Source organism: Microbacterium xanthum (assembly GCF_034531355.1).
GTDB lineage: Bacteria > Actinomycetota > Actinomycetes > Actinomycetales > Microbacteriaceae > Microbacterium > Microbacterium xanthum.
In genome coordinates this window covers 945690-967557 of the sequence record NZ_JAWHUE010000001.1, presented here as the reverse complement: position 1 = coordinate 967557, position 21868 = coordinate 945690, and the positions used below count along the sequence as shown (strand labels likewise).

21 protein-coding genes are annotated in these 21868 nt (G+C 70.8%); 10 read left to right on the top strand and 11 right to left on the bottom strand.

Features of this window, described 5'->3' with window-relative positions; all coding sequences use genetic code 11:
- Positions 1–21: 21 nt before the first annotated feature.
- The 4 genes from RZO50_RS04625 to RZO50_RS04610 form a co-directional block, all read right to left on the bottom strand.
- Entirely contained in the window at positions 22–555 is a 534-nt protein-coding gene (locus RZO50_RS04625; protein WP_322598504.1) for a YbaK/EbsC family protein, read from the bottom strand.
- A 127-nt stretch (positions 556–682) separates the two neighbouring features.
- Positions 683–2317 (bottom strand): DHA2 family efflux MFS transporter permease subunit, encoded by a 1635-nt coding sequence (locus RZO50_RS04620; protein ID WP_322598503.1) that lies wholly within the window; start codon positions 2315–2317, stop codon positions 683–685.
- Positions 2318–2406: 89 nt separating this feature from the next.
- A complete protein-coding gene (locus RZO50_RS04615) occupies positions 2407–3162 on the bottom strand; it encodes a YqjF family protein (RefSeq protein WP_322598502.1) in 756 nt (251 codons plus the stop codon).
- Positions 3159–4196 (bottom strand): zinc-dependent alcohol dehydrogenase family protein, encoded by a 1038-nt coding sequence (locus RZO50_RS04610; RefSeq protein WP_322598501.1) that lies wholly within the window; start codon positions 4194–4196, stop codon positions 3159–3161. The genes RZO50_RS04615 and RZO50_RS04610 overlap by 4 nt, the downstream gene beginning before the upstream one ends.
- Positions 4197–4293: 97 nt before the next feature.
- Between RZO50_RS04610 and poxB the strand changes: the two genes are divergently transcribed.
- Positions 4294–6024, top strand: coding sequence for a ubiquinone-dependent pyruvate dehydrogenase (poxB, locus tag RZO50_RS04605; RefSeq protein ID WP_322598500.1), 1731 nt, complete (start codon positions 4294–4296; stop codon positions 6022–6024).
- Positions 6025–6105: 81 nt separating this feature from the next.
- On the top strand, positions 6106–6507 hold the full coding sequence (locus RZO50_RS04600; protein WP_322598499.1) for an Asp23/Gls24 family envelope stress response protein: 402 nt from the start codon (positions 6106–6108) through the stop codon (positions 6505–6507).
- A 39-nt stretch (positions 6508–6546) separates the two neighbouring features.
- Here the strand turns inward: RZO50_RS04600 and RZO50_RS04595 are convergent, their stop codons facing one another.
- Positions 6547–7590: an isopenicillin N synthase family dioxygenase gene (locus tag RZO50_RS04595; protein ID WP_322598498.1), complete on the bottom strand. Its 1044-nt coding sequence runs from the start codon at positions 7588–7590 to the stop codon at positions 6547–6549.
- A gap of 193 nt (positions 7591–7783) precedes the next feature.
- Here RZO50_RS04595 and RZO50_RS04590 point away from each other — a divergent pair, with 193 nt between their 5' ends.
- The 3 genes from RZO50_RS04590 to RZO50_RS04580 all read left to right on the top strand — a co-directional run bounded on the left by RZO50_RS04590 (position 7784) and on the right by RZO50_RS04580 (position 11129).
- On the top strand, positions 7784–8782 hold the full coding sequence (locus RZO50_RS04590) for a nucleoside hydrolase (RefSeq protein WP_322598497.1): 999 nt from the start codon (positions 7784–7786) through the stop codon (positions 8780–8782).
- Positions 8783–8881: 99 nt separating this feature from the next.
- Positions 8882–10402 carry a DUF4407 domain-containing protein gene (locus RZO50_RS04585; RefSeq protein ID WP_322598496.1) on the top strand — a complete coding sequence of 507 codons (1521 nt, stop codon included), beginning with the start codon at positions 8882–8884 and terminating at the stop codon, positions 10400–10402.
- Positions 10403–10454: 52 nt separating this feature from the next.
- The gene (locus tag RZO50_RS04580) at positions 10455–11129 is read left to right on the top strand and encodes a metal-dependent transcriptional regulator (RefSeq protein ID WP_322598495.1); all 675 of its coding nucleotides are present in this window, start codon (positions 10455–10457) and stop codon (positions 11127–11129) included.
- Here the strand turns inward: RZO50_RS04580 and RZO50_RS04575 are convergent, their stop codons facing one another.
- Genes RZO50_RS04575 through RZO50_RS04560 form a run of 4 tightly spaced genes read right to left on the bottom strand, consistent with a single transcriptional unit; the run spans position 11130 to position 14674 of the window.
- Entirely contained in the window at positions 11130–12044 is a 915-nt protein-coding gene (locus RZO50_RS04575) for a metal ABC transporter permease (RefSeq protein ID WP_322598494.1), read from the bottom strand.
- The gene (locus RZO50_RS04570; protein ID WP_322598493.1) at positions 12041–12976 is read right to left on the bottom strand and encodes a metal ABC transporter permease; all 936 of its coding nucleotides are present in this window, start codon (positions 12974–12976) and stop codon (positions 12041–12043) included. The genes RZO50_RS04575 and RZO50_RS04570 overlap by 4 nt, the downstream gene beginning before the upstream one ends.
- A gap of 7 nt (positions 12977–12983) precedes the next feature.
- Positions 12984–13736, bottom strand: a complete 753-nt coding sequence (locus tag RZO50_RS04565) for a metal ABC transporter ATP-binding protein (protein ID WP_322598492.1) — start codon at positions 13734–13736, stop codon at positions 12984–12986.
- Positions 13733–14674, bottom strand: coding sequence for a metal ABC transporter substrate-binding protein (locus RZO50_RS04560; RefSeq protein WP_322598491.1), 942 nt, complete (start codon positions 14672–14674; stop codon positions 13733–13735). Before RZO50_RS04560 ends, RZO50_RS04565 begins: the two co-directional genes overlap by 4 nt.
- A 160-nt stretch (positions 14675–14834) precedes the next feature.
- On the opposite strand from RZO50_RS04560, the gene RZO50_RS04555 reads away from it, so the two are divergent.
- The 3 genes from RZO50_RS04555 (at position 14835) to RZO50_RS04545 (ending at position 18484) form a co-directional block, all read left to right on the top strand.
- Positions 14835–15992: a serine hydrolase domain-containing protein gene (locus RZO50_RS04555; RefSeq protein WP_322598490.1), complete on the top strand. Its 1158-nt coding sequence runs from the start codon at positions 14835–14837 to the stop codon at positions 15990–15992.
- A 199-nt stretch (positions 15993–16191) separates the two neighbouring features.
- A complete protein-coding gene (locus RZO50_RS04550; protein ID WP_322598749.1) occupies positions 16192–17034 on the top strand; it encodes a UbiA family prenyltransferase in 843 nt (280 codons plus the stop codon).
- 40 nt (positions 17035–17074) lie between these two features.
- Complete coding sequence (locus tag RZO50_RS04545) at positions 17075–18484, top strand: phytoene desaturase family protein (RefSeq protein WP_322598489.1); 1410 nt, start codon at positions 17075–17077, stop codon at positions 18482–18484.
- 12 nt (positions 18485–18496) lie between these two features.
- On the opposite strand, the gene RZO50_RS04540 is transcribed toward RZO50_RS04545, so the two are convergent.
- Positions 18497–19714, bottom strand: coding sequence for an MFS transporter (locus RZO50_RS04540; protein WP_322598488.1), 1218 nt, complete (start codon positions 19712–19714; stop codon positions 18497–18499).
- 125 nt (positions 19715–19839) lie between these two features.
- Here RZO50_RS04540 and RZO50_RS04535 point away from each other — a divergent pair, with 125 nt between their 5' ends.
- Both RZO50_RS04535 and RZO50_RS04530 read left to right on the top strand, forming a co-directional pair.
- On the top strand, positions 19840–20295 hold the full coding sequence (locus tag RZO50_RS04535) for a MarR family winged helix-turn-helix transcriptional regulator (RefSeq protein ID WP_322598487.1): 456 nt from the start codon (positions 19840–19842) through the stop codon (positions 20293–20295).
- A 40-nt stretch (positions 20296–20335) separates the two neighbouring features.
- A complete protein-coding gene (locus RZO50_RS04530; protein WP_322598486.1) occupies positions 20336–21130 on the top strand; it encodes a gamma-glutamyl-gamma-aminobutyrate hydrolase family protein in 795 nt (264 codons plus the stop codon).
- A gap of 38 nt (positions 21131–21168) precedes the next feature.
- On the opposite strand, the gene RZO50_RS04525 is transcribed toward RZO50_RS04530, so the two are convergent.
- Positions 21169–21849 (bottom strand): phosphatase PAP2 family protein, encoded by a 681-nt coding sequence (locus RZO50_RS04525; RefSeq protein ID WP_322598485.1) that lies wholly within the window; start codon positions 21847–21849, stop codon positions 21169–21171.
- Between the last annotated feature and the right edge of the window lie 19 nt (positions 21850–21868).

The window sequence follows — 21868 nt, the reverse complement described above, 5'->3', positions numbered from 1 at the left end:
GCCCGTCGCGGGCGCGTTCCCTCAGTCGGAAGCGAGCCCTTCGATCACGTCGACACCGGGCAGTGCGCACAGCGTCGAGCCGGGGAGCGCGACCTTCGCGCCGCGGATGCCGGCCCCGATGATCGCGGACCCGACGGCCTGAACGCGGCTGTCGACCAGGATGCGCCAATCGGCGGGGAGCCCGAGCGGGGTGATTCCGCCGTACTCCATCCCGGTCATCGCCACCGCGTCATCCATCGGGGCGAAGCTCGCGCGACGGGCGTCGAGGAGGCGCCGGACGACGCCGTTGACGTCGGCTCGCGTGGTCGCCAGGACGACGCACGCCGCATACGTGACGCGGTCGCCGCGCTTTCCGGCCACGACGATGCAGTTCGCCGAGTCGGCGAGACGGATGTCGTACGCCGCGCAGAACGCCGCGGTGTCGGCGAGCGTCGGGTCGATCGGGGCGACGCGGATCGACCTCGCGATCTCGGGCGGCAGCACCCCGAGCGCGGCCGCCACCGGCGGCGCGAGCAGGTGGGGGGCATCGAGGGCGGGGACGAGATCGAGGGCCATCGCCGCCACCCTACTCCGGCCCGGTGCCGCGAGTTCGCGTGCACCAACTCAGGCTGTCGACGTGTTCTGCCCCGCCAAACCGCGCTCGGGTGACTTGTCGGCCTGAGTTGGTGCAGGGGGGCCGGGGCTAGGAGGCGGCGGCGCGGCGCAGCCTGAACGCGCCGACCAACCCGAGGAGCAGGAACACCGCGGCCACCAGCAGTGCCCACCGGGTGCCGTCGGCGAAGCCGGCGGCCAGCGCGTCCACGGCGGTCGCGGTCTGGTCGCCGAGGGGACTCGAGGAGCCTTCGGCCCGGAGCTGCGAGATGGTGGTCCCGGCGGAGTCGCGGGTGGTCGATGCCAGGGTGTCGGCGGTCTTGCCGGTGACTCCGGCGTCGGCGAGGGACGCGGGAAGCGTGATGGCGAGCGCGACCGACAGCGCAGCTCCCGCGAACGCGGTGCCGAGCGCCGAGCCGACCTGCCGGACGGTGCTCTGCGTCGCCGACCCCTGCCCCGACACCTCCACGGGCACATCGCTGAGCACCGTTCCGGTGAGCTGCGCGGATGCGAGCCCGAGGCCGAGGCCGTAGAGGACGAGCGGGAGCGCGACCAGCCACCCGGGGGTGGTGGACTGGACGATGAGGGCCAGAGCGACCACGCCCGCGACCTCGAGCGTGAGCCCGATGAGGACCGTGCCGGGAGAACCGAATCGCGCGGCGAGGTGACGAGCGCCGGCACCCGCGAAGAACGCTCCGATCGCCATCGCCGCGAGCACGAGTCCGGCGCCCATGACATCGAGCCCGAGCGCGTTGATGAGGTACAGCGGCAGCACGAAGATGATGGCGAACTCGCCGACGGCGACCGCGGCCGCCGTGACGTTCCCCCACGAGAACGTCGGCAGGCGGAAGAGGTTGAGATCCAGCAGCGCCGAGCGGCGGACCTTCTCCCGGTGCCGCTCCCACATCACGAACAGGACCAGCGCGACGGCCGCGATGGCGAACATGATCGGGATGATCGAGATCGGCGCGTCGGAGGGCCAGACCCAGCCGAAGACGGTGAAGTCGGATGCGGGTCGCCACCACCCGAGATCGGGTCCTTCGATGACGGCGAACACGAGGGCGCCGAAGCCGATCGCGCTGAGCAGAGCCCCGTCGACATCCGCCCCGGGGCGTCCCTTCGCTCCGCGCGTCTCGGGGACGGTGAGGAGCGCGGCGACGAACACCGCCAGCCCCAGCGGGATGTTCACCAGGAAGATCCAGTGCCAGGAGGCGTACTGGGTGAGCGCTCCGCCGGCGAGCGGCCCGACCGCGGCTGCACCCGAGATGACGGCGCCCCATACGCCGAAGGCGGCGGCGCGGTAGCGCCCCCGGAACACGGCGTTGACCGTCGAGAGCGTGGAAGGCATGATCAGCGCCGCACCGACCGCTTGGACCGCGCGCGCGGCGATGAGCGGCCCGGCGGATGCGGCGAGCGCGGCCAGCAGGGAGCCGGCCGCGAAGACGACGATGCCGACGAGGAAGAGCCGCTTGCGCCCCCACCGGTCGGCGAGGCGCCCGGTCGACAGCAGGAGGGCCGCCAGGAGGACGGCGTAGAGACTGTTGACCCACTGGGCATCGGTCAGGTCCAGGCCGAGATCGGCGATGATGTCGGGGAGCGCGACCCCGACGATGGTGCCGTCGAGCACGATCAGGCCGAGCCCGAGGGAGAGGACCGCGAGCGCACCCCACTCCTTGCGGGTGGGTGCCTGCTCGGCGTCGGCGGGCGAGGTGGGGGAGGTACTCATTGGGTCTCGGTCTCCGGTCGGCACGCTTCCACCTTGGCAGAGCGCAGCGGCGTGTCTGCGTCCGCGCGAGGCACGGGACGCGAGGGGACTCAGACGAGGCGCGCGCGAGAGAAGCGCGTGATGAGGCCGGGGTGGGCGAACGGCATGGCGAGCACGGAGTCGGGCCGCCGGGCGGCGAGGTCGGGGAAGCCGGCGTCGGCGAGCAGGTGGTCGTCGAGCGCGAGCAGCTCGGCGTCGACGAGCGGCCAGGGCTCGTGCTCGTTGGCCGCCCAGATCGTGCGACCGAGGTGACGCTCGTGGAACCCCCAGCGCGCGGTGAGGAAACGGGACAGCGGCGTGTCGAGTGGGGTCTCGCCGATCGCGACGCGGATGCGCGTGCGGGGCTCGCCGGGTCGTCCTCCCGGGCTGCGACGGCGCGAGCGGACCTCCCGCACGCGCGCCTCGGGCTCGTCCCGCATGCCGATCTGCGCCCACCGGTACGGCAGGCCGAACAGGACCCGCGCGGTCAGGACGGGAACGAGGTGCTGGGCTTCGAGCGTCTGGAACACGACGCCGCGACGCCCGTCGGCGTCGACGCCGTAGGTGCGGACGTTGATCTCGTGGAAGGTGCCGAGCCGCGGCACCGGGCCGAACGGCAGGAAGCGGAAGTCGGAGAGCACGAAGGGCACGAGCGCGATCCACGCCGAGCCCTCGAAGATGTCGGGTTCGACCCCGGGTGGCAGGAGGGGGCGGATGCGGTCGGGCTCGACCCGCCAGTGGAGGAACATCGCGTCGCTCCACCGTTGCGCGATGACCGCACGCCCCGGCAGGTCGGGTGCGTGCGGATCGAGGGGCGGCGTGGTCATCGGCGGGGGTCGATCAGGGTCATTCCGGCGGGGGATGCGGTGTCGAGTGCGGGGAGAAGCGTGGCCGCGTCGTCGAGCGTGACGACGCGTTCGATCAGGTCTTGCGGGCGCAGAGCGCCGCGGGCGATGAGGGCGAGCATGGCGGGGTAGTCGACGGCGGCCATGCCGTGGCTGCCGAGCAGATCGAGTTCCCACGCGATCGCGTGCGCCATCGGCACACCCGACAGCCCCGTGTCGGTCGGCAGCAGACCGACCTGCACGTGGCGACCGCGTCGGCGCAGGGAGTGCACGGCGTCGGCGCAGGTCTGTTCGGCACCGACGGCGTCCATCGACACGTGGCTTCCTCCGCCGGTGAGGTCGTGGATGCGCGCGGGCACGTCCCCCTCGTGTGCGGAGACGACGTGGTCGGCTCCCAGTCGGGTCGCCGTCTGGAGGGCACGGTCGCTGCGGTCGACGGCCACGACGTGCGCGCCGAGCGCCTTGGCGATCATGACGGCGCTGAGCCCGACGCCCCCGGCGCCGACGATCGTGACCCATTCGCCGGCGGTCAGGCGGGCGCGGGCGGTGAGAGCGCGGAAGGCCGTCGCGAACCGGCGTCCGAGCGAGGCGGCCGCGTCGAAGGAGACCTCGTCGGGGATGGCGACGAGGTTGGTGTCGGCGGCGTGGAGGGCGACGAACTCGGCGAAGGAGCCGTCGTGGGTGAAGCCGGGCTGCTGCTGGTGGGGGCACACCTGCGCGTCGCCCTGCCGGCACCATACGCATCGTCCGCACCCACACACGAAGGGAACGGTGACACGGTCGCCGACGCGCCAGCCCTCGACGCCGTCGCCGACGGCATGGACGACCCCGGCGAGCTCGTGACCGGGGACGTGGGGGAGCGCGATGTCGTCGTGTCCGACCCACGCGTGCCAGTCGCTGCGGCACAGGCCCGTGGCCCGCACCTCGACGACGACCCCGCCGCGCGGTGCGGCCGGCGTGGGCACCTCACGCACGGCGAGGGGCCCGGCGATCTCGTCCATCACCAGCGCGCGCATATTCTCACGCTACCGCTGCCGGCTGTCGAGCCCTCCGGTCGGACCGTCCCCCGGCGCCTACCGTGGCCGGTGCAGCCGATCGGGAACGAGGAGCACCATGGCACAGACCATCGCCGAGCAGACCATCGAGATCTTGGAACGCGCGGGCGTCGAACGCGTGTGGGGCCTTCCCGGTGACTCGCTGAACGCCTTCACCGACGCCCTGCGGACGAGCCGGATCGATTGGATGCACGTGCGGCACGAAGAGGCCGCCGCGTTCGCCGCGGCGGCGGAGGCGGAGATCACCGGCGAGCTGGCTGTCGTCGCCGGCAGCTGCGGTCCCGGGAACCTGCACTTCATCAACGGCCTGTTCGATGCGCACCGCAGCCGCGTGCCGGTGCTCGCGATCGCGTCGCACATCCCGTCGTCGGAGATCGGTTCGAACTACTTCCAGGAGACCCACCCGCAAGAGCTGTTCCGCGAGTGCAGCGACTACTGCGAGATGGTCGCCGACCCGGCCCAGTTCCCGTGGGTGCTCGAGACCGCGATGCGCACCGCGGTGGAAAATCGCGGCGTCGCGGTGGTCGTCGTGCCCGGTGATGTGTTCTTCGAGCATGCGCCCTCCCGCCGGGCGTCCTCGCCCATCCAGGCGACCCGGCCACGCATCGTCCCCGCCGAGAGCGAGGTGTCCGCCGCCGCCGGCCTGCTGGATGCGGCGAACGCGGTCACGATCCTCGCCGGGGCCGGCGTGGCGAGGGCGCACGACGAGGTCGTGGCGTTGGCCGACCGCCTGCAGGCACCGATCGTGCATGCGCTGCGCGGCAAACAGCACATCGAGTACGACAATCCGTTCGATGTCGGCATGACCGGGCTCCTCGGTTTCGCATCGGGGTATCGGGCGATGGAGAAGTGCGACACGCTCCTGATCCTCGGCAGCGACCTGCCGTATCGGCAGTTCTATCCGGATGACGCCACGATCATCCAGGTTGACGTTCGTGGCGAGCAGCTCGGTCGGCGCGCCCCGATCGATCTGGGCCTCGTGGGGGATGTGGGGGAGACGGCGCGGGCGCTGCTGCCGCTGCTGCGGGTCGGGCGCGACAGCGGGCACCTGTCCTCGGCGCTGGATCACTACGCCAAGACCCGTCGGGAGCTGGACGAGCTGGCCACGGACGACGGGAAGGCGCCGATCCACCCCGAGTACCTCACGCGGCTGATCGATGAGGTCGCCGATCCGGATGCGGTGTTCATCCCCGACGTCGGGTCGCCGGTGACGTGGGCCGCCCGCTATCTGCACATCCACGAGAATCGGCGGCTGGTCGGCTCGTTCTCGCACGGGTCGATGGCCAACGCGCTTCCGCACGCGCTGGGCGCGCAGGCGGTCGATCGGGACCGCCAGGTGATCGCGATGGCCGGCGACGGCGGGTTGGCGATGCTGATGGGCGACCTGCTGTCGCTGCGTCAGAACGATCTGCCGGTCAAGATCGTGGTCTACAACAACTCGTCGCTGAACTTCGTCGAGGTGGAGATGAAGGCGGCCGGGATCGTCAACGCCGGCACCGAGTTGCAGAACCCGGACTTCGCGGCCGTCGCCGAATCGGTCGGGATCACCGGCATCCGCGTCGAGGATCCCGGCGATCTGCGCGGTGCTCTCGAGAGGGCGTTCGCCGAGCCCGGTCCAGCCCTCGTCGATGTGTCGGTCGCGCGCCAGGAGCTGTCGATTCCGCCGTCGATCAGCGCGGCGCAGGCGAAGGGTTTCGCGCTCTACGCCCTGCGCACGGTGATGTCGGGTCGCGGCGACGAGCTGCTCGATCTGGCCGACACGAACGTGTGGCGGCGCCTCTTCTCGTGACCCGCCGATGCGACGCGATCTGGATCTCTAGCGCGTAGCGGCGGCGCGGCCCTAGGATCGCCATCGACCCGAGGGGATCCCATGACCGCATCCACAGCGCCCGGTGACGGTGCGCCCGCCACCACCGAACCCAGCGCAGCAGAGACCTCGGACGCGACGGACGCCCCCGCCCGCCCGGCGCGACCGAAGCGCGATGTGCTCGGTATCGTCGCGACGATCATCGCCCTGATCGGTCTCGTTCCGACGCTCGCGGTGTTCCTCATCGGCCTCGTGCCGGAGATGAATGCGATCTGGTGGCTCGGGATCATCATCATCCCGCTCCTGGCCATGCTCGGCGCAGTCGTGCTCATCGTTGCGATCATCGGCATCGTCGTGGGCGCGCGTCGGCACTCTCGGTTCGTCTGGTCCATCGTGGCCGCCGTGCTCGGCGTGCTGATGGTCACCCCGATGTCGTTGCTGTTCCTCGAGTCGGCGACGTTCTGAGCGGATGCCGCCGCCGGCAGAACCGGCGACGGATCCACCTCAGCGCTGGCTGGCCAGCACGCGCGCCGATTCGCGTTCCGCGCTGACGTTGCGCACGCCGGCGCGTGACCCGGCGAGCTTGGCGGCGATGTGCTCGCCGACGGTGACCGGTTCGTACAGGTCGGGATGCTCGTCGTCGATGCACGAGGGAAGGGTGCGGATGACGGCGTCGACGTCGCCGTCGTGGAAGAACGCCGCGCTGCGGCGACGCTCGATCGTGCCGTCGATCACCGGGGGCTTCACGCGGTGCAGGGTCGACATCCAGCGCTCGTTGGTGAGGCGCGCGGTCACGTCGCCGAGGTTGATCAGCAGCGCGCCCTCTTCGGGCTGCACGTCGTTCCACGTGCCGTCGGTGCCGAGCACCTGCAGGCCGCGCACGCGGTCGGCCCACAGGATCGTGACGATGCCGTAGTCGGTGTGCTCGCCCATGCCGGTGAGGTCGCCGTCGAGGGTGACGTCGGTGCCGGGCGGGAGGGCGTAGTTGTTCATGCGGAACACGTCGAGGGAGTGCCCGGTGCGGGTGGCGAAGAAGTCCGGCTCGAGCCCGAGCGCGTCGGCGAAGATGCTGGTCATCGTGCGGGCGACGCGGGCGGCCTCGCCGAAGTAGGTCTGCACCTTCTGCTCGAAGCCGGCGACGTCGGGCCACACGTTCTCGGCGTAGTCGGGCTGCGGCAGATCTGTCGTGTGCGGGTAGTCGGCGGCGGTCGCTCCGACGTTGAACGCCTCGAAGAAGTCGTTCATGCGCGTGGCCGACTCGACGCCGAGCGAGAGACTGAGCGATTCGGACTTGGGCGGTGAGTAGCCGCGGTTGATCTCCGGCGGGGTGCGGTAAGCCTTCTTGGCGTCGAGGTCGAGCTCGAAGAACCCGTCGATGGCCTCGGTGAGTCCGTCGATGATCTCGGCCGGGATGCCGTGCCCGTGGATCTGGATGAACCCGACGGTGCGGCAGGCGTGGTCGATGGCCGCGGCGACGGCCTGGCGTTCTTCGGGTGAACCGTCGTGCACGTAGGCGGAGATGTCGACGGCGGGGACCTGGAACGTCATGGTGACTCCTTCGGTGAGGGCGGTCGGGCGACCGCGGTGGGTTGCCGCATCAGGCTTTCCCCACCCGTGGAGGGCGTCGCTTTCCGTGCGTGTCCTTCGACGCTAGCCGCCCCCTGTTTCGGGCGCGTGAAGATTCGGTCCGGATGCCGCTTCGCGGGCGGATCGCGCGGGTGCGCGCGGGTAGGTTCATCGGGTGACCGCCGCCGCCCCTGACTCCCCGTTCCCCGTCTACCTCGATTGCGACACCGGGGTCGACGACTCCCTCGCCCTGGCATACCTGGTCTCCTCACCTGCGGTGCAGCTGGTCGGGGTCGGGACGGTCAGCGGCAACACCAGCACCGAGCAGGCGGCGCGGAACTCCCTCGATCTGCTGGCGCTGCTCGGAGCCCCCGAGGTGCCGGTCGCCGTCGGGGCGCGTGATCATCTGCGCAAGGCGTACGACGGGGGTGTGCCCCACATCCACGGCGCGAACGGCGTGGGCGGGGTCGATCTGCCGACCTCGCCGCACGACCCGGTCGATGCCTCGGCGGCGCGGTTGCTGATCGACCTGTCGCACGAGCACGCCGGGGCGCTGCACATCGTCGCGATCGGGCCGCTGACGAACCTGGCGCTCGCGCTGCGGGAAGACCCGACGCTCTCCTCCCGCATCGCCGCGGTCACGATCATGGGCGGCGCCGCCTTGGCCCCGGGGAACATCACCGCGGTCGCCGAAGCCAACGTCGGCAACGACCCCGAGGCCGCCGCCGCGGTCGTCGAGGCCGCATGGGACCTCACGATCGTGCCGCTGGATGTGACGATGGAGAACGTGCTCCACGAGGCCGACCGACTCGCCCTCCTCGCGTCGGACGTGCCGGCTGCTCGCGCGCTCGGCGCGATCCTGGACCACTACTTCGACTTCTACCTGCCCACCTACGGCGTGCGGAGTTCGGCGTTGCACGATCCGCTCGCCGCGGCGATCGCCGCCGGGGGCGTCACCCCGACGGTGGCGCCGCGGGTGCCGGTCGTCGTCGACACGACCGACGGACCCGGCCGCGGCCAGACCGTGGTGGATCTGCGCGGACAGCGTCTCGGCGCGGTCGATCACCCGGGCGTGCGCACCCGGGTGGTGCTCGCCACCGACCGGCCCCTCGGCCCGCATCTGCTCGAGGTGATCACCGCTCCGGCAACGCGCACGGCCCCCGTCGGGGCGTGAGGAGGGCCCCGGGCGCGAGGCCGACGCGTTCGGCGGTTGCCCGGCCCGCGTGGGGCGTTCGTCCAGCCTGGCCATAGCGAGTTCGTGCACGGTATCGCGGTGAACTATTCCGCTCATCGCCCCGGCCGTTTCGGCTCCGACGGCCAGATCGAGTTCCCGGTCGACGGCGACGACGAGCCCCAGTACCTCTCCGACCTGACGCGTGCCCAGGAGGGCGCCGCGGAGTCCGACTCCGCCCCCGGCGTCGCCGATCAGGTCACCGAACCTCTCCCCGACACCGAGTCCGACCGGGTCGAGGACCCGGCCCCCGACGCCGAGTCCGACACCGATCCCGCGGCGTCCGATGAGCCCGACGACGCGTCCGCCGCGGTGTCCGCTCCCCGCGGTCGCCGAGGCCGCGAGGGTCGCCGCCGACGGATGCCGCTGTCGCGTCGCCTCGCGATCCTCGGCGGCGCCGACGGCGACATCCTCGACGACGTCCCGGCCGAGACCCCGCGGTTCGTGCAGATGTTCTTCGTCCTGCTGGGAACGGCGGTCGTCTCGGCCCTGTCGATGTTCTTCGCGCTGCTGACGGGCGTGCAGATCGTGGCGTGGATCGCCGTGCCGCTGGCGCTCGTGTGGGCGCTCATCATCTTCAACCTCGACCGATTCCTGACCTCGACGATGACCTCGACGCGGAATCCGTGGCGCCTGCTGGCGCTGGCGTTCCCGCGTGTGCTGATGGCGGCTCTCATCGGCATCGTCGTGGCCGAACCTCTTGTTCTGCAGATCTTCCAGAACGACATCGCCCGCGAGATGAACTCGACCAACGTGGTGCAGGCGCTGGAGGATCAGACCGCGGTCGCCGACGGGCCCGAGGCCCAGGCGCTGGATGCCGCGTCCGAGCGTGTGGCGGAGCTCGAGAACCAAGCGGCCACCGGCATCGTCGCGGGCACGTCGTCGACCTCCGCCGAGGCTGCGGCCGCGCAGACGACGATCGACCAACTGACCGCGCAGCTCGCCGAGAAGCAGGCGGTGATCGACGAGGCCCGCGCGCTCTACCAGTGCGAGCTGACCGGGACCGGCGCGGGCGAGGTCGAGGGATGCTCGGGGGTCACCGGCGAAGGGTCCAGTTCTGAGGCGGCCGAGGCTCAGCTGACCGCGGCGCAGGCGGCCTACGACGAGACGGCCGCGCAGCTGCTCGAGGCGCAGAACTCCCTCACCGCCGCCAACGGCGCGAGCGCCGAAGCGGCGGCGAGCGCGTCGGAGCTGAACAAGCAGCAAGCCGAAGACGAGCTGCCTCTGGCGCGGGAGCAGTACGACATGGCGCTTGCGGCATACAACGAGCAGGCGGAGTCGGTGGCGTCGGGGAACTCGGGCGCGACGGGGCTGCTCAGCCAGATGAGCGCCATGGAACGGCTGGCCGAAGAAGAGCCGGCGATCGGGTGGGCGCACCTGCTGATCGCCCTGCTGTTCTTCATGATCGAGTTGCTGCCGGTGATCGTGAAGGTGCTCACCAGCTACGGCGATCCGTCGCTGTACGAGAAGGCGCAGGCCATGCGCCGCCAGGTCGATCTGGACCGCGTGACGGCCAGGACCTGGAAGGAGCGCGCGTCGATCGCGACCGCCGGAACCGCCTGAGTCCGAGGCGATGTTCGGCGGACCGAACACGCGTGTTTGGTATTTTGGGGACATGTCGGTCTCGACGCTGTCGATGAGCAGCCAGAACTATCTGAAGGCGATCTGGGCGCTCGGTGAGTGGTCCGACGATCCGGTCACGCCGACCCGGGTGGCCGAGCGGGTCGGGGTCAAGCTGTCGACGGCGTCGGATGCGATCCGCAAGCTCACCGAACAGGGTCTGCTCGAGCACGCCCCGTACGGCGCGGTCTCTCTCGCGCCGGAGGGACGCACGTTCGCGGTCGCGATGGTGCGGCGCCACCGCCTCATCGAGGCGTTCCTCGTCGAGGTTCTCGGGTACCGGTGGGACCAGGTGCACGACGAGGCGGAATCGCTCGAGCACGCGGTGTCGGACTTCCTGGTCGACCGCATCGACGAACACCTCGGCCGCCCGGAGCGCGACCCGCATGGCGACCCGATCCCTGCTGCCGATGGCACGGTCGTCCGTCCCGACGCCGTGCTCCTCTCGGTCATGCCGGCCGGGACGCGGGTGCGCGTGGAGCGTATCTCGGACGATGACCCGGGACTGCTGCAGTACTTCGCCGAGCACGGTGTCGGCTACGGCACGGTGCTGACGACCCGGGCCGGGGCGCCCTACTCGGACGTGGTCAACGTCGCGGTCGCCGATGGAGCACCCTTCGCGCTCGGCCGCGCGGCCACCGATGCCGTCTGGGTCACCGTCGCGTCCTGATCACCGCCGACCCACCGGCCGGTTCCGCGGGATTGCGGGGGCTTCCGGTGCCGTGTCGAGTGATCGGTTGCGCCGCCGCCGCGTGAGGCGGGTGACGGTGAAGACCGCCACGAAGACGAGGCCGAGGAAGACGGCCATGCCGGCGCTCGTGGCCGCGTCGAGCACATACGCCAACCAGAATCCGGCGAGCGCGCCGACGACGGCGATCACGACGGTGACGGTGATCATCACGGGCAGGCGTCGGCTGACGAGAGCGGCGGTGGCCGGTGGCACGATCATGAGCGCGACCACGAGGATCGCGCCCGCCCCGTTGAAGGACGCGGTGACGGTGAGCGAGACCAGCAGCATGAACGCCGCGTTCAGCAGCCCCGTGCGGATCCCGAGGGTCGCGGCGAAGGCGGCGTCGAAGGTGGTGATCTTCAGGGGGGCGTAGAAGGCGGTGAGGAACACGGCATTCAGCGCGAGCACGCCGACCATGAGGTATAGGTAGGCCGGCCCGATCGACACGCCGCCGACGGTGACGGGCACGAAAGCGGCGAGGTTCAGGTCACCGACCAGGACGGCGTGGGTGTCGAGGTGCACGTCGGCGAAGTCGAGTGTGATGAGGATGACCCCGACGCTGAACAGGGCGGGGAAGATGAGGCCCTGGGGAGCGTCGCCGGTGAGGAGCCCGGTGCGGCCGAGCCATTCACTGCCGAGCACGACCACGAGTCCGGCCAGCGCCGCCCCGATCACGAGCAGCGGCGAGTCGAGGTCGCGGGTGAAGAAGAATCCGAGCACGATGCCGGGGAGTACCGCGTGACCGATCGCGTCGACGAGCATCGAGCTCTTGCGCAGGACGACGAAGACCCCCGGAAGCGCGCACGCGAGGGAGATGGTCACCGCGAGCAGGACGGTACCCGCGAGGAAGCTCATCGCACCGCCGCCTCTCGGTCGAGGTCGCGTTTGAGCTCTGCACGGGCGCGGCTCCGTCCGATGGCGCGCATCACGACGCTGCGGCGCGGTGAGAACACCAGGGAGAAGACGAAGATCGCGAACAGGGTGAGCACGATCAGCGGCCCGGTCGGGATGCTCCCGAGCGCGACGGAGAGATAGGCGCCGAGTCCGCTGCCGACCGCGCCGATGGCGGCCGAGAGGACGACCATGCCGCGCAGTGTCCGGGTCCACTGCCGTGCGGCCGCGGGCGGCGTGACCACGAAGGCGACCATGAGCACCAGTCCGACCGCCTTCACGCCGATGACGGTTGCGATGACGATCGTGGTGAACATGAGCGTGTCGATCGTGCGCGCGGAGAATCCGAGCACGGCCGCATGGTCGGGGTCGAAGGTGCGGAGGGCGAACTCCTTCCAGAAGACGATCATGAGCAGCAGGGCGATCGCGCCGACCGCGATGCTCGTGGCGAGATCGGCGACGGTGATGACGGAGGCGTTTCCGAAGAGGTAGTCCTGGATGCCGCCCTTGCCGGGGAAGGAGCCGTCGGCGACGACGCGCAGCAGCAGCATCCCGGCGCCGAAGAAGATCGTGAGCGCGACGGCCATCGCCGTGTCGATCCGGATCTTCGATGTTCGGGCGACGCCGTTGGCGAACAGGGCCGCGATGGTGCCGACGACGACCGCGCCGACGATGAGACCGAGCATGTTGCGCCCGTCGGCGCCGAGGACGACCCCGGCGCCGAGGAAGGCGAGCAGCGTTCCGGGGAGGGCGGCGTGGGAGACGACGTCGCTGATGAGGGACTGCTTGCGCAGGTACGCGAAGGTGCCGAGGGCCCCGGCGACCAGACCGATCGTCATCGTGCCGAAGAACACCATGCGGTAGGTGTGGTTCGCGAAGAACTCCAGCGGGGTCACGGCGCCCTCACGAGGTGAACTCGAGGAAGGTGTCGTCGCCGGCGGTCACCTCGTAGGCGGTGCGGATGTTCACGGCGGTGAAGACCTCGTCGACCGGCCCGGAGGCGACCACGCGTCGGTTCAGCAGCGTGACGTGGTCGCAGTATTCCCGCACGGTCGCGAGGTCGTGGTGCACGATCACGACCGTCTTGCCCTGGGAGCGCAGGTCGTGGAGCACCCGGACGATGGCCTGCTGGCTGCGGGCGTCGACACCCTGGAACGGCTCGTCCATGAAGAAGATGTCGGGTGCCTGCACGAGCGCGCGGGCGAGGAAGACCCGCTGTCGCTGCCCTCCGGAGAGCTCACCGATCTGGCGCGCGGCGAGGTCTGCCATGCCGGTCTGGGCGAGCGCGGCGAGCGCGCGCTCGCGTTCGCGTCGGCCGGGGCGCCGTATCCATCCGAGGGAGCCGTAGGTGCCCATCGTGACGACGTCGACCACCGTGGTGGGGAAGTCCCAGTCGACGCTGGTCGATTGGGGCATGTATCCGACCCGGCGGCGCACCTTCGCCAGCGGCTCTCCGAAGAAGGTGCTCGATCCGGTGAGCGGGGGGACCAGGCCCAGCATGGCCTTGATGAGAGTGGATTTGCCCGCACCGTTGGGCCCGACGACGCCCATCACCACGCCGGTGGGCACGGCGATGTCCACCCCGCGCAGCACCGGCTCGGCGTGGTAGGCCACCGACAGGTTCGTCGCAGCGCAGGCCACGACCGGTGCGGTCACGGCGTGCTCCCGAGGGCCGTTGCGACGGCCTGGGCGTTGTGGGCGAAGACACCGAGGTAGGTGTCCACACCCGCATCGGCGCCGAGCGAGTCCGCGTACAGCTCCTCGGCCGAGACCCGCACGTCCCCCCCGCGCGCACGCACCGCCTCCTGCAGGCTCGTGATGGCCTGGGGGTTGGCCTGGTTGTCGTGGAAGATCACCGGCACGTCATTGTCGGCGATGAGGGTCGCGAGGTCGCTGAGCTCCCCGGCGCTCAAGGCGGCCTCGGTGGAGATGAAATCGGTCGCGTAGACGTCGAGGCCGAAGGTGTCCCCGAAGTAGGCGAAGGCGTCGTGGCCGGTGATGAGGATGCGCGGCTCGGGCACCGCGGCGAGCTGCTGGGCCGCATCGGCGGCGACCTCGGCGATCTCGTCCTGGTAGGCCGTCGCGTTCGCGTCGTACTCGTCGGCACGTGCGGGGTCGATGCTCGCCAGGTGGTCCGCGACGTATCCGACCACGAGCGACCACGCCTCCGGACTGTTCCATACGTGCGGGTCGTGCAGCGCCTGATCGGCGTCGGCGTCCGGCCAGGCGAGAAGGAGGTCTTCCGGTAGCGCATCGCCGACGGCGAGCTGGCGGTCGCCGAGGCTCTCCAGCTGGTCGGTCATCTGCGCCTCGAGATGCAGCCCGTTCCACAGCACCACGTCGGCGGTCTGGATCGTCTGGATGTCGCGCGTGGAGGGCTGGTAGGTGTGCGGATCGCCGCCGGGTCCCACCATGGTCGTCACGACGGCGTCGGGCGCGATGTTCGCCACCGCATCGGCGAGATACCCCGTCGTCGCGTAGACGGTCAGGCGGCCTTCGCCGCCCGCCGTGGTCATGTCCGCCGCGCAGCCGGTGACGCTGAGCAGCACAGCGACCGCCCCCAGGGCGACGGGCGGGCGCAGACGGCCGATCATGGACTTCCCTCCGGTGGATACAAAACTTCGGTGCGACGTAGTTCATCATTCTAGCCATCGACGTCGGCTCGGCGCACGCCTTATCGATAATAGTTCTCACCTCTCTTCGTGCCGCGCCGGCTCTTCCCGCTTCGCCCCCCGGCATGACACCGTGGTGCCTATGTCGCACGCCCTGAAGGAGCTGCTCTCCCGCCACGTCGCCGCCGGCTCGGTTCCGGGTGCGGTCGCGGCGATCCTCGCGCGCGGCGATGATCTCCAGCCCGTCGCCGTCGGCGTCGCCGCCCCCGGCGGTCCCGAGTTCAGGGCCGACGCCATCGTCCGCATCCAGTCGATGACGAAGGCGGTCACGAGCGTGGCCGCTCTCCGCCTGGTCGAGCGTGGCCGCATCGGACTCGACGACGCGGTGGACCCGTGGTTGCCCGAGCTGGCCGACCCGGCCGTGCTCTCGCATCCAGACGCTTCGCTGGACGACACCCGCCCCTCCCCGCGCCCGATCACCCTGCGGCACCTGCTCACGAACACCAGCGGCTACGGCATGATGACCACCGACTCGCCCCTCGCTCGCGAGATGGTCGCCACCGGGGTCGAAGCCGGACCCGTGCCGAGCGGCCTCGATGCCGCCGAGTGGCTCGCCCGCGCCGCGGCGCTTCCGCTCGCCTTCGCGCCGGGCGAGGGATGGCGGTACCACCACTCGTTCGGCATCCTCGGGGTGCTGCTCTCCCGGGTCACGGGGCGCGCGACGCCGGAGCACCTGCGCGATGACCTCTTCGAACCGCTCGGGATGCGCGACACCGGCTTCTGGGCGCCGACAGAGTCGGCGCATCGGCTGCCGGCCACCTTCCGTCGCAACGAGGGGCGTCTCGTCGAGGGCGAACCGGCCGGCGGCGGCTTCTACGCCGGACCGCCCGCGCACGATGTCAGCCACGAAGAGCTCGTGTCGACGCTCGCCGACTATGTGACCTTCCTCCGGGCCCTCACCGGTCAGATCACCGCCGACAGTGAACCGCTGCTCACGACCGCGTCCGTCACGGCGATGACCTCCGACCAGGTCCCCGATGCATTGAAGCGCCCCGACAGCTTCTTCCCCGGGTTCTGGGATCACATGGGGTGGGGGTTCGGCGTGGGGGTGCACACCGCCGGCGACCACGTCGGCCGGTTCGGCTGGTCGGGCGGCCTCGGGACCGACTTCTTCGTCGACCCGGACGGCACCATCGGGGTCCTCCTCACGCAGGTCGACCTCGACGATGCGGTGATGGGCCTGTTCCACGACTTCCAGCAGCTCGACCCCCACCGTTCACGGGATGAAACCGAGGGCTGAGCGGCACATTCTCCCTCACGGAGCCGGCCGGTCCGAGCGGCATTACACTTCCTCGCAGAGGCGCCCCCGCGCCTCGATCCAGAGAGGACGCCCCTCATCGACGTTCATCGGGTGGCAACCGCACCCCTCTTCGAAGGCGCCGATCATCGGCGGTAGCGCCGCAGCCGAGCCTCCCGCGCGTCGGCGGGGGATCGGAGCGATCGTCGCTCGGCTGGTCCATATCTCGCGGCCCGTGCTGTGGATCAACACGATCGGCACGGGCGTGCTCGGGATGTGGCTGACCGGACAGCTGCTGGATCTCACCGCGATCCCGATCCTGCTGTGGCTCACGCTGCCGTTCAACCTGCTGATCTACGGCGTCAACGACATCTTCGATCAGGACACCGATGCGCTGAACCCCCGAAAAGGGTCGATCGAGGGCGCCCGCATCCGGTCGAGCGAGGTGCGGCTGATCCTGTGGGCCGTCGCCGTGTCGAACGTGCCGTTCCTCGTCTGGTTCGTCATCGCCCTCCCTCCGCTGGCCGTCGGAGTGATCCTTCTCTACACCGCCGTGTTCGTCTTCTACTCGGCGCCGCCGCTGCGGTTCAAGGCGCGGCCGTTCCTCGACGCGTTGAGCAATGCCGCGTACGGTCTGCCGCTGCTGATCATGCCGGTCGCCCTTCAGGCGCCGCCGGTGTGGCCGGCCGTGGCGGGGTTGCTGGCGTGGAGCGTGGCCAAGCACCCCTTCGATGCCGTGCAGGACATCGAGGAGGATCGCGAGGCGGGCATCGTCACGACCGCGGTGCGGTTGGGCCCGCGTGGCACGGCGCTGTGGAGCGGCGTGTGGTGGCTCGCCGCGACCGCGCTGTTCGCGGTGGTGAGCATTCCGGTCGCGGTGCTGAACGCGGTCATCGCCGGGGTGCTGGTGGTGTGGCTGTTCGTCCGGCCGACGCCGGTGACCGGCAGGCGGCTCTACCCGCTGTCGGTCGCCTTCCCGTACATCGCCGGCTCGTTCGCGAGCGCGCTCCTGTTGGCCGCCATGTTCTTCGGGACCTACCCGTGATCGCGCCCCGGACCGCGCGACGGCGGATGCGGGTGCGCCGATGAGCCGGATCGTGGTGGTCGGTGCGGGGCTCGGCGGACTCGCCGCGGCGACCCTGCTCGCGCACGCCGGACACTCCGTCACCCTCGTCGAGGCGGCCGAGACGGTGGGCGGCAAGAGCCGCCGCATCCACATCGACGGCGAACGCATCGACACCGGGCCGTCGCTGGTGACCTTCCCGGCCGTGTGGCAGACGTTCCTCGCTCGGCTCGACACCGGCGCCTCCTCGATCGCGTCCGCGGGCGAGCTGCATCTGGAACGACTGCCCGAGGTGGGGCGCTACTTCTTCGACGGTCAGTCGACGACACTTCCGGTTCCGCCGGGGCATCCCTGGTACCCGGCTTGGCAGCGGTTCTGCGAGGTGCACGCACCCCTGTCGGATGATGTGGTGTCCCTGCTCGTGGCCGATCCTCTTGCCCGCGGGTCGCTCCCGGCGCTTCGCCGACTGTTGGCGGTGTACGGCCGCCGGTTGAGCACCCGCGCCTACCTCGACGGTCTCGAGTGGATGCCGGACGGCCTTCGCGAGGTCATCGCGATCCATACGCTCAACGCCGGGGTGTCACCCGATCGCACGCCCGCGCTGTACGCGAGCATGCCCGCCGTCATGGCCGAGACGGGGGTCTGGGTGCCACGGGGCGGGGTATTCGAGATCGTGCTCGCCCTCGAGCGGCTCGCCATCGCGGCCGGCGTGGACGTGCGCACGGGCGAGGCGGCGACCCGCATCGCGCGCGGGCGCGTCACCACCGAGGCCGGATCGCACGCGGCGGACATCGTCGTGAGCGGGCTGGACGCCGACCGGCTCGACGGTCTGCTGGGTCGCTCGCGTCGACCAGCGGCTCGCGCGCTGTCGTGTTCGGCCGTCGCCGTCTACGGGGTGCTCGATACGCCCTTGCCCGCCGAGGTCGCCACCCACAGCGTCATTCTGCCGACGTCGCCCGCCGCGCTTCACCGGAGTGTGGCGGCGGGCGACGAACCGGTCGACACCATGACTTTCGTGAACCACTATCGGGCCGGCGAGGTGTATCCGAACGGCCGCAGTACCCTCGCTGTCCTGTTGACGGCGCCGGCCGACGGCCGCGCGTACACGCTCGATTCGCCGTTCGTGCGGCGCGAGGTCGAGCGCGTCTCGCAGGTGATGGGTCTGGATGCTCCGCTCATCGAATCCCTGTCGGAGGCGGTCGTGCTCGACCCGCGCTTCTTCGGGTCGTTCGGCGAACCGCACGGGGCGCTGTACGGGGCATCGCGGCCGCTGTGGATGAGCGGTCCGCTGCACCGACCCGCCCACCACGATCTCACGCGGCCATGGCTGTGGCGGGTGGGGGCGTCGGTGCACCCGGGCGGCGGGATTCCGGCCGTCCTCGGCGGGGCGATGATCGCGATGTCGAAGCTGCTCGCGAAGCACCCGGCCTGACGCGGCGCGCGGTCAGGCAGTGAGGATCGGCCGGGTGTCGTCGTCGACCGCCAGCTCGGCGGCGGCGGCCGGGATTCCCCCCGCGTCTCGGCGCGCGAGGGCGCGAGCGAGGATCATGACCAGAAGCCCGGCACCGGTGATGACCGCGCCGATCCAGATCGGTGCGGTGTATCCCAGTCCGGCGCTGATACCGAGGCCGCCCGCCCAGGCGCCGAGGGCGTTGCCCAGGTTGAAGGCGCCGATGTTGGCACCGGAGGCGAGGGTGGGGGCGTGGCCGGCGTAGGCCATGACGCGACTCTGCAGTCCCGGCACGAGTCCGAAGCCGACGCCACCCATGAGGAACAGCGACACGACCGTCGCGGCGGGGGAGCCGGCGGTGAGCGCGAAGCCGATGAGCACGACGACGAGCGCGACGATGAGGCCGGTGAGGGCACGGTCGATCGACCGGTCTGCGAGGCGGCCTCCGACGATGTTGCCGAGCACGAGTCCCACACCCAACAGGACGAACAGCCACGGCACGGTGGTGGAGGCGAATCCGCTGACCTCGGTCAGTGTGTAGGCGATGTAGGTGAACGCGCCGAACACGCCGCCGTACGCCAGGACGGTCAGCAGCAGCGACAGCCACACCTGGGTCGAGCGGAACGCGCCGAGTTCGCGGCGGAGACTGACCTCTGTCGCCGAGGACCCGGCACGGGGCACGAGGGCGACGATGCCGACGAAGGCGATGACGCCGATGCCGGCGATCGCCCAGAACGCCATGCGCCATCCGTACTGCTGGCCGATGAAGGTGCCGAAGGGAACGCCGATGACGTTGGCGGCGGTCAGCCCCGTGAACATGATCGCGATGGCGCCGGCCTTCTTCTCGGCGGGCACGAGGCCGGCGGCGACCACCGATCCGATGCCGAAGAACGCGCCGTGGCACAGCGACGCGACGATCCGTCCGACCATCGCCACGTCGTAGGTCGCGGCGAGCGCGGTGATCGCGTTGCCGATGATGAACAGCACCATGAGACCCAGCAGCACGGGTTTGCGGGGCAGTCTCGTGGTGGCGGCGGTGATGCCGAGGGCACCGACGACGACGCTCAGGGCGTAGCCGGAGATCAGCCATCCGGCGGCGGCCTCACTGACGGCGAAGTCGGTCGCGACCTCGGGCAGCAGGCCCATGATGACGAACTCGGTGAGTCCGATTCCGAACGCGCCGAGGGCGAGCGCGATCAAGCCGAGGGGCATAGGGCTTCTCCTGTTAGGATCGAGGTAGTTGCAAGCGCTGGATATTGCATCCGCGATGAAGATAATTGCACACGCAATTAGAACGCGCAAGCAAGTACTTTTTGCACGCCCGACGAGGAGGGCACATGGGCATCGCCGACGACGCCGTCGAAGTGCGCGCACAGGGCTGGCGCACCCTCGCGGCACTGCACGGGCTCATCGAGTCCGAACTCGAGAAGGCCATGGGAACCGACGACATCGCCCTGTCGGTGGTCGAATACACGGTGCTCGACGCGCTGAACCGTCAAGACGGGTGGCACATGCGGATGCAGCAGCTCGCCCGCGCCGCCGCGCTCAGCCCGAGTGCGACGACGCGACTGGTCACCCGCTTGGAGAGCCGGGGGCTGCTCACCCGCATCCTCTGCGACGAAGACCGACGCGGCATCTACACCGAGCTGACCTCGGACGGACGCGACCTGCTCGAGCGGGCGAGGCCGGTGCACGATACGGCACTGGAACGCGCCCTCGACGAAGCCGCGTCGCGACCCGAGCTCGCGCCGATGGCGCATGTGGTGCACTCCCTCGCCCCCACCGCGGTCTGACGACCCGCGCACGAAACACGTGCGCACGTAGGCTGTGCTCGTGAACGGCCCGACCCTCCCCGCGCAGCTACCCCCGGAGCACGCGATGATCCCCGTCGTCGTCTCGTACGCGAGTGAGACCGCGCGACATGACGCGGCCTTCGCCGACGAGTTGCGCGCCCTCGCGCAGGGAGCGGCTCGGGCGATCTCCGCCGCCGGGCTCGACGCGCGGTGGGTCAACGCCGCCGCGCCCGACGCCGACGCCGACGACCTCGTCGCCGCGGCCCGCGGCGTGATCGTGCTCGGCGGGGCCGATGTCGATCCGGCCCTGTACGGCGCTCACCCCGACGGCGCCTGGATGGACTCGGCCGATGCCGCCGCGGACGCCTTCGAAGCAGCCCTGATCGGCGGCGCCCTCGAGCGGGGCGTTCCGCTGTTGACGATCTGCCGCGGCACGCAGCTGCTGAACGTCGTCTGCGGCGGGACCCTCCTCCAGGATCTCGGCGACGGGATGCACCGCGAACCGAATCAGGACATGGTCACCCACCCCGTTGAGATCCACGCGGGCACTCACCTGGCCGAGATCCTCGGAGCCGGGGTGCACGAGGTGCGGTCGGGGCACCATCAGGCCGTCGGCCTGCTCGGCGCGGGGCTCGCCGTGAGCGCGGTCGCCCCCGACGGCGTCGTGGAGGCGATCGAGGGTCAGGATGCCCGGTGGATCGTCGGTGTGCAGTGGCACCCGGAGGAGGCGGAGAGCGACCCGGCCCAGCTGCAGCTGCTGCTCGCCGACTTCGCCTCCGCAGCGCGCGAATCGGGTCCGATCGTCGATGAGCCGGCCACGATCCCCGCGGCGTAACCCACGCGCACGGCGGGTGCGGGCGGAGTGTTCCGCGCCTACGGCGCGACGAGCTCGCGGTGCACGAGAACGGCGCTCCACCGCCCCAGGAGGGCGCCCGCGACCACGTCGGAGATGTGGTGCTGGCCGCGGTAGATCCGTGAGAACGCGATCGCGGAGGGGATTCCGTACCGCAGGACCGGGCCGAGGGTTCCGGCGCCACCGCGATGGCGATCGAGCAGGTCGGCGAGCGTGCCGTGGAGCGCGAAGGCGGCCGCCGTGTGGCCGGAGGGGAATGACGCCGTGCCGTGCGGCGTCTCCGGACGCCACACCCGTTGCGGCCGAAGCCGCCCCACGAGCGCCGCGGAGCTGACGAAGCACGCGGTCTCGACAGCGAGCGCCGCGCCGGGCGCAATCGCCGAACGCGCACGGCGGGTGAGTAGCCACGTGACGCCGCACCAGATCGCCCCGTTCCCGATCGTCTGCGGCACCCCGGAGTACCACGACAGCGGTGCGGTGACGCGGTCGATCGGCTCGCGGGCGGCGGCGGTGACATCAGACTCGGCGGTGAGGGCCGCGCCCGCCACGTCGGGATGGTGGCCGAACCGCTCCTGCAACGCCCGCACAGCGCGATCCTCGCGCGGCTCGTCGCCGCCGATTCGCCGGATCACGCATCCCGCCGCGGCGAACGCGGCGATCACTGCGAGCCCGGGAAGGATCACGTCTCGGAGCAAAGGCATGCCCGAATCGTAGTCGGGT

Coding starts and splice junctions, on each gene's coding strand:
- RZO50_RS04625 (WP_322598504.1), bottom strand. CDS start 555: ATGGCCCTCGATCTCGTCCCCGCCCTCGATGCCCCCCACCTGCTCGCG.
- RZO50_RS04620 (WP_322598503.1), bottom strand. CDS start 2,317: ATGAGTACCTCCCCCACCTCGCCCGCCGACGCCGAGCAGGCACCCACC.
- RZO50_RS04615 (WP_322598502.1), bottom strand. CDS start 3,162: ATGACCACGCCGCCCCTCGATCCGCACGCACCCGACCTGCCGGGGCGT.
- RZO50_RS04610 (WP_322598501.1), bottom strand. CDS start 4,196: ATGCGCGCGCTGGTGATGGACGAGATCGCCGGGCCCCTCGCCGTGCGT.
- poxB (WP_322598500.1), top strand. CDS start 4,294: ATGGCACAGACCATCGCCGAGCAGACCATCGAGATCTTGGAACGCGCG.
- RZO50_RS04600 (WP_322598499.1), top strand. CDS start 6,106: ATGACCGCATCCACAGCGCCCGGTGACGGTGCGCCCGCCACCACCGAA.
- RZO50_RS04595 (WP_322598498.1), bottom strand. CDS start 7,590: ATGACGTTCCAGGTCCCCGCCGTCGACATCTCCGCCTACGTGCACGAC.
- RZO50_RS04580 (WP_322598495.1), top strand. CDS start 10,455: ATGTCGGTCTCGACGCTGTCGATGAGCAGCCAGAACTATCTGAAGGCG.
- RZO50_RS04575 (WP_322598494.1), bottom strand. CDS start 12,044: ATGAGCTTCCTCGCGGGTACCGTCCTGCTCGCGGTGACCATCTCCCTC.
- RZO50_RS04560 (WP_322598491.1), bottom strand. CDS start 14,674: ATGATCGGCCGTCTGCGCCCGCCCGTCGCCCTGGGGGCGGTCGCTGTG.
- RZO50_RS04555 (WP_322598490.1), top strand. CDS start 14,835: ATGTCGCACGCCCTGAAGGAGCTGCTCTCCCGCCACGTCGCCGCCGGC.
- RZO50_RS04545 (WP_322598489.1), top strand. CDS start 17,075: ATGAGCCGGATCGTGGTGGTCGGTGCGGGGCTCGGCGGACTCGCCGCG.
- RZO50_RS04540 (WP_322598488.1), bottom strand. CDS start 19,714: ATGCCCCTCGGCTTGATCGCGCTCGCCCTCGGCGCGTTCGGAATCGGA.
- RZO50_RS04535 (WP_322598487.1), top strand. CDS start 19,840: ATGGGCATCGCCGACGACGCCGTCGAAGTGCGCGCACAGGGCTGGCGC.
- RZO50_RS04525 (WP_322598485.1), bottom strand. CDS start 21,849: ATGCCTTTGCTCCGAGACGTGATCCTTCCCGGGCTCGCAGTGATCGCC.